Genomic DNA, 14,975 nt, shown 5'->3' with positions numbered 1-14,975 from the left:
TCCCTACCCTTTTTATATATTTTCCATGCATCTATGACGAATTCTGAATTGGTTTCATCGAATTGATTCGTTAAGTAAATATTTTCGCCTAGCCTCTGTTTTACACGATAATCAGATAACCTGTCAAGCGACCATGTATCAGTCACCCCTATCCAATTCATCGCTGAGGCGATAGTTCAAGCGCCTACAATTATAACAATCGAACTTTTAAATAACCATTACAGGATTGTTTCAGTTGGATGGAGTTCGGTGGGAAATTGTCGAAATGAAGATGGGCTTCACGAGATCGACACAGACGGTGAAACGCACATTCAAAAAGGCACTCGCGTCCGCGAGTGCCTGAGTCAAACCACGAGTGTCTCCCGTGCCCTGATTATTTTTTCTCAGCGAGCCAAGCCGCGACCGCTGTGATTTCTTCGTCTTTCTCGATCACGTTCGCAGGCATGGCGCCTTTCCCGTTCTTGATGACTTCTTCGATTTCACTCGCCGATAGACGTGAACCGACGTCCGAAAGTTTCGGACCGCTCATGCCTTCTAGGTTTGCACCGTGGCAGGCCGCACAGTTTTGTGCGTAGACCGCTTCCGCGTCGACCGACGCCGTGTTCGCGCCGTCCCCGTTGCTCGTCGACTCTTCTTCATCGCCACCGCCGCACGCACCGAGCGTGAGCATGGCGCCAAGTCCAATCGCCATCATCCATTTCTTCATAATCAGGTTCCCCTCCTATGTCGTAGAAATAACCTACTTTTACCATTATAGCCGTTATGAACCGCTTTCTAACCTAACTCACGAAAAATACACAAAGATTCCACATGTTAGGGAACGTTGATATAGCGCTTATCGGACGTGAACCCTTGGCCCATCACCTCATGCGCCTCACTGAAGATGAGGAACGCGTCGGGATCGATACGGCGAATGATCTCTTTCAAACGACTCACCTCGTTCTGACGGACGACGACGAGCAACACCGGGCGGTCGAGACGCGAATACGCCCCGATCGCCTGGATCTCTGTCGCGCCGCGGTCGAGCTCATCGAAGACGGCACGCGTGATGACGTCCCGCTGCTCCGAGATGACGTATGCCATCTTGTCCTGCGTGAAGCCGAGCTGGACGAAGTCGATCATCTTAATCGTGATGAACAGCGCGATCAGTGCGTACAGTCCCGTCGTGAACGAGAACGTGACCGCAGCGACGAGGACGACCGCCCCGTCGAGGATGGCGATACAGAGGTAGAGCGGGATATGGGTGAATTTATGTAAGATCTGCGCGAGCAAATCCATTCCTCCGGTCGAGGCCCGTCCCCGGAAGATGAGGCCGAGCCCGATGCCGACACCGGCCCCGCCGAACACGGCCGCGAGCAGCGTGTCATTGACGGCGGCACCCGCTTCGATCGCTTCATAAAATAAGATCACGCCCGGCAAAAAGATTGACCCGACGAGCGACTTGACGCCGAAGCCGAGCCCGAGGATCATCCAGCCGACGAGGAGGAGCAACACGTTCGACACGAGCTGGAACGCCCCTGGCGAGATGTTGAACAGCTCGTACGTGATGATCGAGATCCCGCTGACGCCGCCCGAGGCGAGGTTGTTCGGCAATAGGAACAAACTGAACGCCGAGGCGACGAAGACGGACCCGGTCAGTAAATAGATATAGTCTTTGACGATTTGCTTCATTAAAGGTTTTCTCCTCTACATACAACGTGGCCCAAAGACGTGAGTCCTTGAGCCACTTGCATCACATATTTGTCTTGCGGAGGTATGCGTCGATGAAGCCCATGATGTCTCCATCCATGACGCCGCTCGTGTTCCCGACCTCATAACTCGTGCGGTGGTCTTTGACCATCGCGTACGGGTGGAAGACGTACGAGCGGATTTGGCTGCCCCAACCGATGTCTGTCTTCTCGCCACGGATCTCATCGAGCTTGCGTTGCTGCTCGTCGAGTTCGCGTTGATACAGTTTTGCCTTAAGCATCTTCATCGCCGACTCACGGTTCTTGATTTGCGAACGCTCCGTCTGACACGAGACGACGACGCCCGTCGGCACGTGTGTGATCCGGACGGCCGAGTCGGTCGTGTTGATGTGCTGACCGCCGGCGCCTGACGCGCGGTACGTATCGATTCGGAGGTCTTCGGTCTTGATGTCAACTTCGATGTCGTCATCGAACTCCGGCATGACGTCACACGAGACGAACGACGTATGACGGCGGCCCGATGAATCGAACGGCGAGATGCGCACCAAGCGGTGAATCCCTTTCTCCGCCTTCAAATAGCCGTAGGCGTTATGCCCGACGATGCGGAGCGTGACCGATTTGACGCCGGCCTCTTCGCCTGGCAGATAGTCGACCGTCTCGACTTTCCAGCCTTGCTTGTCCGCGAAACGTTGATACATACGGAGGAGCATCGATGCCCAATCTTGTGACTCGGTACCGCCCGCCCCCGGGTGAAGCTCGAGGATGGCGTTGTTGGCATCGTACGGTCCGTTCAAAAGGATCTCGAGCTCGAACGCGTCGAAATCGGCCTTGAGCGCCGTGACCATCTCCCCTAACTCGCCTTGCATCTCAGCGTCCGGCTCTTCTTTGATGAGTTCAAGCGTGACTTCGCCGTCCTCATGGCCGTCCGCAAGCTGTTGATACTTGTCGACCATCGCTTTGAGCGCGTTCGACTCGTCGATGACTTTTTGCGCCTTCTCTTGGCTGTCCCAGAAGTCCGGGTACGTCATCTCGTTCTCGAGCTCGGCGATGCGGGCCTGCTTCTCTGTCAGGTTGAGCGATTGGCGATAATTCTCGAGGCGTTTCGCCATCGCCTCGAGTTCGTTGCGAATATCTGAAATTTCCATAGTGTAGGTCACCTTTCCGTAGGAAAGAGGCGAGCGGGCTCGCCTCTTTCAAAATTAAGCCTGTTGTTTGCCGTGGCAGTTTTTGAACTTCTTGCCTGAACCACACCAGCACGGGTCGTTGCGCCCGAGCCGTTGGTCTTCAGAGCGACGGACCGGCTTTTTCTTCACCGGCGTGTCGTCCTTGCCAGACACCGCCACTTCCTCCTCGACGACTTTCTCGCGTCGGAGGTTGTCGCCGACTTCGGCACGGAGCACGAAGCCGGTCACTTCTTCGGAGATGGCCACGTTCATCGCATCGAACATGTTGATCCCTTCCGCCTGATACTCACGGAGCGGGTCGTTCTGCCCGTAAGCGCGCAAGTGAATCCCTTGACGAAGCTGGTCCATATGGTCGATGTGCGCCATCCAGTGCGAATCGACGGCCCGGAGAACGATGATCTTCTCGAACTCGTTGAAGCGTTCCGGCGGCGCGAGTTGGCGTTTCGCCTCATACTGCGCGTTCGTACGTTCGCTCAACAGCTCGATGATCTCTTCGCGCTCTTTGCCGAAGAAGTCCTTGCCTTCGACCGGTTGCTCGAGGGCGAGCGTCTGGTTGGCCCAGTGCGCGAGTTCCTCGATGTTCCACTCTTCCGGCACGAGTTCGAGCGGCGTATATTGCGCCACGCCCGTCTCGACCGTCTCTTGAATCATCGAACGGACGATGTCCGTGACCGATTCGTTCTCGAGGATGCTGGCCCGGTCTTTGTACATGACTTTCCGTTGGTCCGCCATGACGTTATCGTAGCCGAGGAGCTGCTTCCGTGCGTCATAGTTGTTGCCTTCGACACGTTTTTGAGCCGACTCGACCGCCTTCGAGACCATGCGGCTCTCGATCGGTTGCGTGTCGTCCATGCCGAGGCGCTCCATCATGCTCTGGAGGCTGTCGGTACCGAAGCGGCGCATAAGCTCGTCTTCGAGTGACAAGTAGAACTGGGATTTACCCGGGTCCCCTTGTCGTCCGGCCCGTCCACGGAGCTGGTTGTCGATCCGGCGCGATTCGTGGCGCTCGGTCCCGACGATGTATAATCCGCCGAGCTCGATGACGCCTTCGCCGAGCTTGATGTCGGTACCGCGTCCGGCCATGTTCGTCGCGATCGTGACCGCACCTTTTTGACCGGCGTTCTCGACGATTTCGGCCTCACGAGCATGGTTCTTCGCGTTCAACACTTCGTGTTTGACCTTCTTCTTCGAGAGGAGCTTGCTCAAATACTCCGACGTCTCGACGGCGACCGTCCCGACGAGGACCGGTTGTCCCGTCGCGTGGGCTGCCATGATTTCGTCGACGACGGCTTTGAACTTGCCTTCCATCGATTTGAAGATGAGGTCCGAACGGTCTTCCCGAAGGATCGGTTTGTTCGTCGGGATCGTCACGACCTGCATGTTGTAGATGTTACGGAACTCTTCTTCCTCCGTCTTCGCCGTCCCGGTCATCCCGGCCAGCTTCTCATACATGCGGAAGTAGTTCTGGTACGTGATCGTCGCGAGCGTCATCGATTCGCGTTGAATCTCGACGCCTTCTTTCGCCTCGATCGCCTGGTGCAACCCTTCCGAGTAGCGACGTCCGTCCATGACACGACCTGTGAACTGGTCGATGATCATGACTTGGCCGTCGCGGACCATATAGTCGACGTCATGATGCATGACGGCGTTGGCACGAAGGGCGAGTCCGACGTGATGGTTGACCGAGACGTGCTCGATCGCGAACAAGTTGTCGATGCCGAAGAACTTCTCGGCGAGGTCGACCCCTTTGTCCGTCAAGAGGACCGATTTCGTTTTCACGTCGACCGTGTAGTCGTCCTCGATCTTGAGCGTCCGCACGAACGCGTCGGCCCGTGTATAGAGCTCTGTCGATTTTTGAGCCGATCCCGAGATGATGAGCGGGGTCCGCGCCTCATCGACGAGAATCGAGTCGACTTCATCGACGATCGTGAAGTAGAGCTCGCGTTGGACACGGTCTTCTTTATAGAGGACCATGTTGTCACGCAAATAATCGAAACCGAGTTCGTTGTTCGTCGAGTACGTGATGTCACAGTTGTATGCCGCCTGCTTCTCGACGCGGTCCATGTTCGACACGTTGAGGCCGACCGAGAGACCGAGCGCGAAGTAGAGCGGTTCCATGAGTTCTTTGTCACGGCGGGCCAAGTATTCGTTGACCGTCACGACGTGGACGCCGCGGCCCGTGAGCGCGTTCAAGTACACCGGGAGGGTCGCGACGAGCGTCTTCCCTTCCCCGGTCTTCATCTCGGCGATGTCGCCGTTATGGAGCACGTAGCCCCCGATGAGCTGGACACGGTAGTGGCGCATGCCGAGCACGCGCTCGGACGCCTCGCGGCAGACCGCGAACGCTTCTGGCAAAATATCGTCAAGCGTCTCGCCCTTGTCCAAACGCTCCCGGAACTCAATCGACTTCGCCTGAAGTGCTTCGTCAGACAATGCCTTGATCGGTTCGGCGAACGACTCGACGAGGTCGGCCGCTTTTTCTGCTTTTTTCAATACTCGTTTCTGTGGAGCAAATAAATCTTTCAAAAAGTTCGCCATACGCTTTATCTCCTCTGCATTCACTGAAAAATGCATGTTTTTTCCCTAATGTACAGTTTAACCGAAGTGACCCTTGCTTTCAAGGAAAGGCAAAAGGAAACGGCCCTCCGAGTCGGAGGGCCGTGTGGTTTCAAGGTTGAATTATTCAGGTTCGATCAAGCCGTATTTGCCGTCTTTACGACGGTAGACGACGTTCGTGTTGCCCGTCTCTGCGTCTGAGAAGACGAAGAAGCTGTGACCGAGCATGTCCATCTGAAGAATCGCTTCTTCCGTGTCCATCGGTTTGAGCGTGAAACGCTTCGTCCGCACGAGTTCGAGTTCTGCCTCGTCCTCGTCATAGACGACCACGTCTTCGGGACCTTCAAGTGATTTGAAGTACTCGCCGATACCGCCATCTTTGGCACGTGATTTACGGTTGAGTTTCGTTTTGTGTTTACGGATTTGACGTTCCAATTTGTCGACGACGAGGTCGATTGCCGCGTACATGTCGAGGTTGGTCTCCTCAGCACGGAGCAACAAGTTCGGCATCGGGATCGTCACTTCCACTTTTTGTTTCTCATTGTACACTTTCAAGTTGACGTAAGCCGTCTGTGCATCCGTAGGAGTTGTGAAATACCGAGTCAATTTGTCCAGCTTTTTCTCGACATAGTCTTGGATGGCTGGTGTGACTTCAATGTTTTCGCCGCGAATGTTATAAATCATCTGAACTCCTCCTTAAAATAACCGCTTGACCCAATGATTCGTCAGATTGGACCGAATCTCCTGCTTCATTTCTGAAAAGAAAGTGGAACCAGGTGGCTCATATATAGTATACCCCGAATCCGAGTCGTTTGAAAACGTTATCATCAGAAAATAATGACAATTTTGTTCCGACAGGTCCGTCTTCCACGTGAATCGGTAGTATAGAAACAAACTACCCGTTTTGCCCGTTCTTAAACGCGATTTTGATTGGGAAGGACATTATGTGAGAAAAACAAAAAAGCCGGCCCCGTTAGGAGCCGACTCGTGGTTCGAAATTATAATTTTGTAACGTTAGCCGCTTGTGGGCCACGCTCGCCATCAACGATTTCAAACTCTACCTCTTGACCTTCGTCAAGTGATTTGTAGCCGTCAGTTTGGATTGCTGAGAAGTGTACGAATACGTCTTTGCCGCCTTCTACTTCGATGAATCCAAAACCTTTTTCTGAGTTAAACCATTTTACTTTACCTACCATGTGTAAATCCATTCCTTTCACCATTGAAGAATACAGAGGCTTTCCCTCTATCGGTAATCTTACCACCTTCTTGCAGGCGTGACAAACACTTTCTCAATTTTTTGCAAACGAATGCTCATTTGGCTTACATTGGAATTGTATTTCCCTACTTTTCATATCGCCTTATTGAATTTACATATTTTGTGATATATCATGGAAGGGATGATTTAGGTTTGTGTTCCATCTGTTATGGCCGAGCCTGAAAATCCAATACGAAAAGGACGGTGCAGCTGTATGCGCCCCTACCATTCCGAGGAGAAATACCGGATCACGAAACGGACGGTGGCGATTTTGCCATGTCGAGACATGACGATGCAATCGCGGATCATTCTCGAGGACGGATCTGAGATCATGACGCCGCTCCGGCCCTACCAGCTGTTGCAGCTCTCGTGCCGCCAGTACAGCAGTTCGATTGAGGAACGCATCTTCGTTGCCAAGCGCGTCGCCGGTGTCAAAGGCAAAGTGCCTGTCGTCATCGAACCGACGTCCGGGCTCGTCTTCTTCCCAACGAAGTCCCCGAAGCGCCCTGATTGCGAATGGTACGCCTGGTCCCACATCCGTGACATCTCGAGTGACTCGCTAGAGCCGAACGGCTCGGTCGTCACCCAGGACGGTCACCGGATTCAAACGAACGCGACCGCGTACGTCCTCCGCAACCAGCTGAAAGCGACGGGCGAACTCGTCGCCCGGTTTCAACAATTGAACCAGAACGCCTTGCTCGAATCCTGACCCTTCCGTCGTCCGACGGGAGGTTTTTTTCTGTCGGTTTCGCTTCACTTTTTGAAAAAGAGGTCGATATATTGGTCGAGGTGACAACTATGCAAATCCAAGCCCCATCGACCGCGGCCGTCGCGGTCACGGCCGGTATCCAAACGAACCGGGTCTATAAGGCCGAACTCGTCAAACAGACCGGACCCGACTCCGGCATCGTTAAAATCAACGGCGAGCACGTCGAGGTCACGTTCGAGGGCGGGCTCCCGAAGACGAACCCGTTCCAATTGACGCTCGCCGAACAAGACGGCCAGCTAATCGGGACGATCGTCGTCAAGCCTGAGCCGGAGACGCCGGACACTTCGAGCGGCCAACCGGTGAAACTCGATACGAAGATTCAGGCGTTGCTCGCGTCGCTACCGCCCGAGGTGCGGAGCGCCGTCAGCCGCCTGCTCCAATCAGGACGGTTACCGATGAACGAGGACACGGTGCGACTGCTCGAGACCGTCTTTAAAGGTGACCTGCGCGATGCGGTCCTTTGGCTAAAGACGATCGAGGCACCGACGCTCCCGCGTGACGTCGCCCGCGACATCGCCGTCGCGTCATTAGATGAAGCGAGACAACTGGTGACTCGTCCGGCGCCCGACGCCCCCTACCCGCAGAAAGAACGCTTCATCGAGCACGTCAACTTGTCGCGTCCCGTCAGCGAGCGTTTGACACCGACACTGGAGACGGTCGACCGACTCATCAACGAGTTGCCGGAGCCTCGCCCGACGCGAATCGAGCCGCGCGAGGCGTTACCGCCTGTCCTCGGCCGACCGGTGCTCGTCAAAGAAGTGACGACACATCTCGCAACCGTGACGAACACGTTCCGAAACGAGCAAGTGACGGTCACAAAACAGCTCGGCCAAGTCGCCGCCCTCGTCGAGACGAACCCGCATCAGGCGCGCCCCGCGCTCGAGACGGTGTCGACCCGGCTGACGCAACTCATCCAAAAGACGGACGCCTTGCTACATACGAGCGCGACCCAAGAGAAGGCGCTCGTCGCGATGACGGCGAAGCTCGACGTCGCCCTCGGGTTGCTGTCGACGAAACCTGCCGAGAGCGCCGCGCTCATTAAAGAAGTGCGCGCCAGCTTAAACGAGTTCCGCTACGTGCCGAACCATGTCCGGCTCGAATACATCCCGCACCAGGCGACCCGCGCCGGCGAACTGCCGCGCGTCACGCCATTCAAGGTCGATCCGAACTTATCCGGCCGCGTCATCCAAGAGACGGCGCAGCGCGTCCAGGCGTCGACGTTGTCATTGAAACCCGACGCGGCGACACCTGAAGCGCAGCGGCTCGCCTCGTTCTTCCAAGTCCAACAGACGTTGAACCGGCTCGACGGCGGGCAGCTCCAGCAGCTCATCCTCGCCTTGCCGGCGAAAGTCCAAGAGATCGACACCGGTATCCACGTCCATATCCAAAACCGTGAGGCCGGGGACGTCGTCGACTGGGAGAACAGCGTGCTCTATATCCGACTTGAGACACCACGTCTCGGAGAGATCGGCGTCAAACTCGAGGCGATCGACCGGAATCTGCGACTCACGCTCGAACACGATGACCCTGTCGTCGAGACGCTCGCCAAGCCGCTTCTCGGCAAAATCGAGACGACGCTCGAAGCGATCGGTTACCGGAGCGTGACCACCCAGTTCCGCCCATTGACGAAGACGGACCGACCGGAGATCGAGCGTCCGACGCTCGAGACGACCGGCTATGATTTCCGCATCTAGGAGGCTGTTATGTATCAACGTATGGATTTGACGAAACGCAAGACGGCCGCCGTCGTCCGCTATGACGAGACGATCGACCGGGCCCCGGTCATCGTCGCCCGTGGAACAGGCGCCGTCGCCGATAAAATTTTAGATGAGGCAAGATCGCGCGGCGTCGCCATCGAGCACGACCACTCGCTCCTTGGCCACCTGCTCGACCTTGACCTCGGGGATGCGATTCCCCCTCAGCTGTATGACGTCATGGCCGAAGTGCTATTACTGATCGAAGAACTCGATACCATCAAAGGAGACCCATCATGAATTCGAACCGACTATACGAAATGAGCCCGCAAGAGCTGACCCAAGCGATGCTCCACGCGCTCGTCTACCACTATGAACAAGCCAGGACGGCGACGATCGCCGAACGCAACCGCCACTTGCGTCAAGCACGCGAACTGCTCGCGAAGCTCCACCAAGGACTTCACGACGGCGGCGGCATCATCTCGGCCCAACTTGACGAGCTTTACCTCTATATGGCGAAATCGAGCCTCGAGGCATTGATCGAACAAGACATGGACAAGATCGAGGAGCTTCACGGCCTCGCAAGTGAGCTCGACAAGACGTGGGGCGAGGCGATTGAGAACGCCCGACTTCAACCCGTACCGGCAGGAGGAAACCGTTATGAAAATTACCAATAACGTGCAAGCGCTCAAAGCCTACTCGTCGCTCACGGTCAACCAGGCGACGATGAAGAAGACGATGGACCGCCTCTCGAGCGGTATCCGCATCAACAAGGCGTCCGACGACGCGGCCGGGCTCGCCATCTCCGAGAAGATGCGCATCCGGCTCGACTCGCTGTCGATGGCCGAGCGCAACACCCTCGACGGCATCTCGCTCACACAGACGCTTGAAGGCGGGATGAGCGAGACGCATTCCCTCCTGCAACGGATGCGCGAGCTGTCGGTCCAAGCTTCGAACGGGACGCTCAGCGGTGATGACGCCAAAGCGATCCAAGACGAGATCACGGCCCTCACGGCTGAAGTGACCCGGATTGCCGAGTCGACCGAATTCAACTCGAAGAAGATCATGAACGGTGACTATATCGCCGGCAATGAGACACTCTTCTTCCAACTCGGGGCCGGAAGCGGCGAAGGCGTCGTCTTGAACGTCGACGACATGCGTGCCGCCGCGCTCGGGATCGACGGACTGGATGTGACGACGCAAGATGGCGCCAATGACGCCATCGCCAAGTTTGACGCCGCCATCCAAACGGTCTCGCTCGAACGCTCGAAACTCGGTGCCATCCAGAACCGGCTCGAGGCGAACGTGAGCGTCGTCACGATTGGGTCTGAGAACTTGACGGCTTCCGAGTCACGCATCCGCGACGCCGACATGGCGCGCGAGATGATGGACTTCGCCCGCCTCAACATCTTGAACCAATCCGGCATGGCGATGATTGCCCAATCGAACGCATTGCCGCAAGGCGTGCTACAATTATTGAACTAACTTAAGGAAGGACGGATTCTATGGATATTCGTCGTATCATGGAGACGCAGTCGCTTCACGGCGCCGGCAAAGCGAAACGCCCTGAGGCCGAGCCCGGCGTCTCTTTCCAGAACGTCATCGGCCAAAAGCGTGAGGACCGCGAGCACGAGCGTTTCCAGCGCCAAATCGCGGCCATCCACGAGAAAGGCGAGCTCCTCGCCGAGAGCCAAACGGTCGAGTCGCTCGCTGAATATAAACAGCTCATTAAAGACTTTATGAAAGACGCCGTTGACGCGGCGCTCCGCCTCGAGGACAAACGCGGCTTCAACCGCCGCGGCCGGGCGAAGATTTATAAGATTGTCGAACAGGTTGACCAAAAGCTACTAGCGCTGACGGATCAAGTCATCTCGGGTGAGGCGTCTCGTTTGTCGCTCCTCGACCAAGTCGGTGAGATTCGCGGACTGCTCGTCAACGTATACGTGTGAGGTGAGATGATGGCAGAACATATCTTTTCGAAAAAAGTGAAATGTCCGTATTGTTTGAAACAGAGCGAGACGCCACGCGTCCTGTCGCGCCACATCCGGCCACAGGAAGTCGCGAAGGACGGATACACGACGTACGACGGTGCCAACCCTTATTTTTATGAGCCGACCGTCTGTAGTCACTGTCACCTCGTCTTTCACGACTCATTCGACAAGGTGCGGAAGACGAATCGCGAGGCGCTCGAGTCGGGCTACTTCGACCGGGTGAACGCCGAGGCGCTCACGGGCGACCGCTCGGCCGATCACGTCATCCGACTATACAAGTTCGCCGTCATAACGGCCCAACTGAGCGGACAGAAACCGTCCGTCGTCGCCATGCTCGGTATGCGACTCGTCTGGATGTATCGTCTGATGGGGAATGAGGCGTCTGAGAAGGAATGGATGAAACGGACGCTCGACAAGTACAACGAGGTACAGGAGGCGTACACGGACCAAGTCCGGACCGGCCTCCCTTATGACCAGCTCATGTTGCGGATTGCCGACTTGTCGGCCGCGCTTGGTCTGTATGAGGATGCCCGGCGCTGGTACGGCATCTTGCTCGGCAGCAAGGAAGTATCGGAGCGGATCCGGACCCAGGCCCGATCACACTGGGAAGACTTTAGAATCGAACATGCCTAAAAGGGAGAGCCGCGGCTCTCCCTTTTCGTATACAAAAAAACCGCGCTCATCCACTCACGGACAAACGCGGTCGGTTCTCTTCACGGATGAACCCCCAAACCGAAAGGAGATATACGTGACATGAATCATGTCAAAACCTAAACAGGGCATCCAAGAACCGATCGCGCGGTGGCGTCTTGCACGGTTCATTCTTATTATAATTCGGATTTCTCTATTTTACTATTATTTTTATCACGTTCAGATTGGTGTATGGTTAATAGGAATCCAAAGGAGGTCATTCCATGTTCGAAACCAGATACATCGAAACGGTACGCTCGATTTTTCAGGAACAGAAACAGCTCGCCGAAGACGCGTTGAAGCAAGTGAACGACGAGGATATGCATCGCGTGCTCGCGAAAGACACGCTCTCGCTCACGGTTATCGTGCAACACATCTCAAACAACATGAAGTCACGCTGGACCGACTTTCTGACGACGGACGGCGAGAAGCTGGACCGGAACCGTGACGCCGAGTTCGAGGACCAACAGCAGTCTCGTGCCGAACTGATGGCGACGTGGGACGAACGTTGGCAACTGTTGGACGACGTGCTCTCGAGCCTCACTCCGGAAGACCTCGGCAAGACCGTCTTCATCCGCGGTGAAGAGAAGACCGTCATCTGGGCGATTGAGAAACAAGTGTCGCACTACAGCTATCACGTGGGACAAATCGTCTTTCTCGCGAAAGTATTTGCCGACGAGAACTGGAACGTGTTGACGATTCCGTTGCCGCATCAACGACAATAAGAGAACGCGCATCTTCGCGATGTGCGTTCTCTTATTTGGTGACGTCGATCGTGTATTCATAGCGCTCCTCGGCAATTTTACGGAACTGATCATTATAAGGTCCCTCCACAACAATTGGATAACAAATGGCCGCCCCAGAGAAACTGGTGCGGCCATTTGTTATTTCTCGACGTTGATTGTATATTCGTAACGGGATTCCCCAATCGACTGATAGTTCGCGTCCGACGGCCCGTCGATGACAACTTTCACGTCCTCTAACTCTTCCGGCATCGCTTTGACGAAGAAGAGGACGTTCCCTTCCTTCTTCACTTTCCCGAGGAACTCGCCGCCGACGTCATCCGAGAACCACAAGTCGGCTGACACTTGTTCGCCCGTGTTCGTCACGAGCGTCGCTTGGTTTGGATGAAAACTGATGGTGTCGTCAATCGTATTCTCGACGATGACATTCATCGCGACTACTGTCACTTCTTCTTGCCCGTCAAACGAGTCGCGATACGCTTCGTTGACAGTGAGTCGGGATGTCTGCACTTTATCGATGGCGAAGTTGACAGAGCCAATCGTCTCTTTGATGTCGAGCGCCTTGTTCTTCATGAAGATTTGGTTTGAACCAAGTTCACTCTCCTGCACTTCTGCTTCTTCTTTTGTGTCTGCCGCTGGTTCTTCCTTTTTCTCTGCCTCTACAACTTCCTCCGTATCGGTCGCTGTCGTCTTCAGTTCATCGGCCTCTCCACAGCCTACAAGTAGTGTTAAAGGTAAAGCGAGGATCAATCCATATCGTTTCATGTTCATCTTAGTTCTCTCCTTTTTGTATGAGTGGTGGTTGATAAGATGAGCATACTGGATTGTCTAGTCTGACCGGTGTAAGAAAACGTATAGGGTCATCACCCTGAATAAATAAAAGTCAAGGTCCGCGATTGGACCTTGACTTCAACTGATTTATCCTCGTGATTTGAGCTCTTCTTCTTCATACGGATCGGGCCCGTCCTCGATTGGCGCATCGTCTTCGATGTACGCTTCAAGTTTAGGGTCACGTTCCACATACTCATCGTACGCCCCTTCTGGACCGTAGACGAAGTAACGACGATCTTTCGATGACTTAGGCTTTACCTTTTTCTCACTCATCTCGTTTCCCTCCCCTTTCCAGAACAGAAGCAACGGTTACAGTGGTATTTACCCGATTTTATACGAAAACAGGCGTCTTTGCATCCTTACATCCATATTAAAACTTTTTCCAAATCAAATCGTATACAAAGACAACACATGAATGAGGGGACGAGATAGATGAGTTTATTGAAAACAGGATTGGTTCGTGGCGTGAAGTGGTTCATGCTATTTGGGTTGCTTGCGATGTATCAATGGTGGAGCGGAAATATGGAAGGTGTACATAATATGCTCGTTTATGGTGGGATGGCATTCTTCCTTGGTTTGACGAGTGTCATCTATGAAGTGAGTTGTTGGTCGTTTCCAAAACATATTCTGATTCATTGGATAACAATGCATGTGACGATTCTGCCGCTCGTCATATTCAGCGGTTTTCTACCTGTGACGTCGTTACATGATGCCCTATTGGCTTACTTGAAGTTTAATATGAGCGGGCTAGTTTTGTTCACGGTATCCAGAATGCTTTTGAAAGTGCGACAACAAATCAAAACCTCATAAATAAAAACAGCTCGAAGGCGCGCCTTCGAGTTGTTTTTATGTCTGTTGATCGAACAATCCTGAGAAGTTAGAATCGACGTCTTCATAAGGATCAACGTAAGACTTAACCGTCTTCCGTTCTTGTCGCGCCGTCCCGAGCGTCATTCCGAGACGTTGATGCTCCGCCTCAATCAAACGCGCGATCTGTTGACTGTCATCGACGAGCTGACGAATCACCGTCTGGTCGGCGTCCTTCAAGTCTGGCCCGTGCGCCGCGAGCAATTGCTCTCGGTCGTCAAGCAACTCATGGATTTGATCCATCCACGTGTCATACGTCGGTTCTTCCGGTACTTTCGCTAGTAAATCTTTTAATCGCTGTGTTTTGAAGATAATCTCATCAATCGGTCTCATGCTTGCTTCGCGAGTTTCATCGCTTCCTTCCACGTGTCGCGGAGCTCTGTCGTAAAGTCGAGCACTTCGTCGAGGATGATTGCGTCGTTCTTGATGTTTGCGTCCAAAAGACGACGCCACATGTACTCGTACAGCAAGTCAAGGTTCGCCGAGATTGCGATGTTCTTATTGAGCGTCAAGCGCATCTCTTGGAAGATGGCTTGCGCTTTTTGGATGTTCGTGTTCTTCAAGTCCAGGTTTCCTTGCTCGATGGCGAGTTTGGCGAGGCGTATGAACTTGAGTGCCCCGTCATACAGCATGAGCGTCAGTTCTTGCGGGTTAGCGGTCGTGACCGCATTATTTTGATAAGCTGCATATGGGTTGGCTACCATTTA

The 14,975-nt window shown here is 54.4% G+C and carries 19 protein-coding genes; 9 read left to right on the top strand and 10 right to left on the bottom strand.

All coding sequences use genetic code 11. The annotated features are described in order from the left end of the window. Positions 1–373 precede the first annotated feature (373 nt). The 6 genes from cccB to cspD all read right to left on the bottom strand — a co-directional run bounded on the left by cccB (position 374) and on the right by cspD (position 6,624). Positions 374–706: a cytochrome c551 gene (gene cccB, locus FED52_RS04120; RefSeq protein WP_138859061.1), complete on the bottom strand. Its 333-nt coding sequence runs from the start codon at positions 704–706 to the stop codon at positions 374–376. A gap of 107 nt (positions 707–813) precedes the next feature. Further along, complete coding sequence (locus FED52_RS04115; RefSeq protein WP_138859060.1) at positions 814–1,671, bottom strand: YitT family protein; 858 nt, start codon at positions 1,669–1,671, stop codon at positions 814–816. A gap of 61 nt (positions 1,672–1,732) precedes the next feature. Beyond that, positions 1,733–2,833 carry a peptide chain release factor 2 gene (prfB, locus tag FED52_RS04110; RefSeq protein ID WP_138859059.1) on the bottom strand — a complete coding sequence of 367 codons (1,101 nt, stop codon included), beginning with the start codon at positions 2,831–2,833 and terminating at the stop codon, positions 1,733–1,735. 54 nt (positions 2,834–2,887) lie between these two features. Further along, a complete protein-coding gene (secA, locus tag FED52_RS04105; protein ID WP_138859058.1) occupies positions 2,888–5,410 on the bottom strand; it encodes a preprotein translocase subunit SecA in 2,523 nt (840 codons plus the stop codon). A gap of 141 nt (positions 5,411–5,551) precedes the next feature. Continuing rightward, positions 5,552–6,112, bottom strand: a complete 561-nt coding sequence (gene hpf / locus FED52_RS04100; protein WP_021065412.1) for a ribosome hibernation-promoting factor, HPF/YfiA family — start codon at positions 6,110–6,112, stop codon at positions 5,552–5,554. 314 nt (positions 6,113–6,426) lie between these two features. After that, positions 6,427–6,624: a cold-shock protein CspD gene (gene cspD / locus FED52_RS04095; protein ID WP_021065411.1), complete on the bottom strand. Its 198-nt coding sequence runs from the start codon at positions 6,622–6,624 to the stop codon at positions 6,427–6,429. A 273-nt stretch (positions 6,625–6,897) separates the two neighbouring features. Here cspD and FED52_RS04090 point away from each other — a divergent pair, with 273 nt between their 5' ends. The 8 genes from FED52_RS04090 to FED52_RS04055 all read left to right on the top strand — a co-directional run bounded on the left by FED52_RS04090 (position 6,898) and on the right by FED52_RS04055 (position 12,552). Beyond that, a complete protein-coding gene (locus tag FED52_RS04090) occupies positions 6,898–7,392 on the top strand; it encodes a competence protein ComK (protein ID WP_138859057.1) in 495 nt (164 codons plus the stop codon). Positions 7,393–7,481: 89 nt separating this feature from the next. Continuing rightward, positions 7,482–9,146 (top strand): hypothetical protein, encoded by a 1,665-nt coding sequence (locus FED52_RS04085; protein ID WP_240731305.1) that lies wholly within the window; start codon positions 7,482–7,484, stop codon positions 9,144–9,146. A 9-nt stretch (positions 9,147–9,155) separates the two neighbouring features. After that, complete coding sequence (locus tag FED52_RS04080) at positions 9,156–9,446, top strand: EscU/YscU/HrcU family type III secretion system export apparatus switch protein (protein ID WP_029595031.1); 291 nt, start codon at positions 9,156–9,158, stop codon at positions 9,444–9,446. Beyond that, the gene (gene fliS, locus FED52_RS04075; RefSeq protein ID WP_138859055.1) at positions 9,443–9,823 is read left to right on the top strand and encodes a flagellar export chaperone FliS; all 381 of its coding nucleotides are present in this window, start codon (positions 9,443–9,445) and stop codon (positions 9,821–9,823) included. The genes FED52_RS04080 and fliS (FED52_RS04075) overlap by 4 nt, the downstream gene beginning before the upstream one ends. Further along, a complete protein-coding gene (locus tag FED52_RS04070) occupies positions 9,807–10,631 on the top strand; it encodes a flagellin N-terminal helical domain-containing protein (protein WP_138859054.1) in 825 nt (274 codons plus the stop codon). Before fliS (FED52_RS04075) ends, FED52_RS04070 begins: the two co-directional genes overlap by 17 nt. Before the next feature lie 20 nt (positions 10,632–10,651). Continuing rightward, positions 10,652–11,095, top strand: a complete 444-nt coding sequence (locus FED52_RS04065; protein WP_029595028.1) for a YaaR family protein — start codon at positions 10,652–10,654, stop codon at positions 11,093–11,095. A 9-nt stretch (positions 11,096–11,104) separates the two neighbouring features. Then, positions 11,105–11,770, top strand: a complete 666-nt coding sequence (locus FED52_RS04060) for a DUF2225 domain-containing protein (RefSeq protein ID WP_034778577.1) — start codon at positions 11,105–11,107, stop codon at positions 11,768–11,770. Between the two features lie 281 nt (positions 11,771–12,051). Beyond that, entirely contained in the window at positions 12,052–12,552 is a 501-nt protein-coding gene (locus tag FED52_RS04055) for a DUF1572 family protein (protein ID WP_138859053.1), read from the top strand. A 159-nt stretch (positions 12,553–12,711) separates the two neighbouring features. On the opposite strand, the gene FED52_RS04050 is transcribed toward FED52_RS04055, so the two are convergent. Further along, a complete protein-coding gene (locus FED52_RS04050) occupies positions 12,712–13,341 on the bottom strand; it encodes a hypothetical protein (RefSeq protein ID WP_034778582.1) in 630 nt (209 codons plus the stop codon). Between the two features lie 147 nt (positions 13,342–13,488). Further along, positions 13,489–13,674: a hypothetical protein gene (locus FED52_RS04045; RefSeq protein WP_029595024.1), complete on the bottom strand. Its 186-nt coding sequence runs from the start codon at positions 13,672–13,674 to the stop codon at positions 13,489–13,491. 159 nt (positions 13,675–13,833) lie between these two features. Between FED52_RS04045 and FED52_RS04040 the strand changes: the two genes are divergently transcribed. Continuing rightward, a complete protein-coding gene (locus FED52_RS04040; RefSeq protein ID WP_034778585.1) occupies positions 13,834–14,211 on the top strand; it encodes a DUF3021 family protein in 378 nt (125 codons plus the stop codon). A gap of 36 nt (positions 14,212–14,247) precedes the next feature. On the opposite strand, the gene FED52_RS04035 is transcribed toward FED52_RS04040, so the two are convergent. Together FED52_RS04035 and fliS (FED52_RS04030) are read right to left on the bottom strand one after the other, a co-directional pair. Then, complete coding sequence (locus FED52_RS04035; RefSeq protein WP_029595022.1) at positions 14,248–14,601, bottom strand: flagellar protein FliT; 354 nt, start codon at positions 14,599–14,601, stop codon at positions 14,248–14,250. Continuing rightward, positions 14,598–14,972 carry a flagellar export chaperone FliS gene (gene fliS, locus FED52_RS04030; RefSeq protein WP_034778588.1) on the bottom strand — a complete coding sequence of 125 codons (375 nt, stop codon included), beginning with the start codon at positions 14,970–14,972 and terminating at the stop codon, positions 14,598–14,600. Before fliS (FED52_RS04030) ends, FED52_RS04035 begins: the two co-directional genes overlap by 4 nt. Positions 14,973–14,975: the final 3 nt, after the last annotated feature.

Source organism: Exiguobacterium mexicanum, assembly GCF_005960665.1.
Classification (GTDB): Bacteria; Bacillota; Bacilli; order Exiguobacteriales; family Exiguobacteriaceae; genus Exiguobacterium; species Exiguobacterium mexicanum_A.
This window is presented reverse-complemented; position numbering and strand designations above follow the sequence as displayed.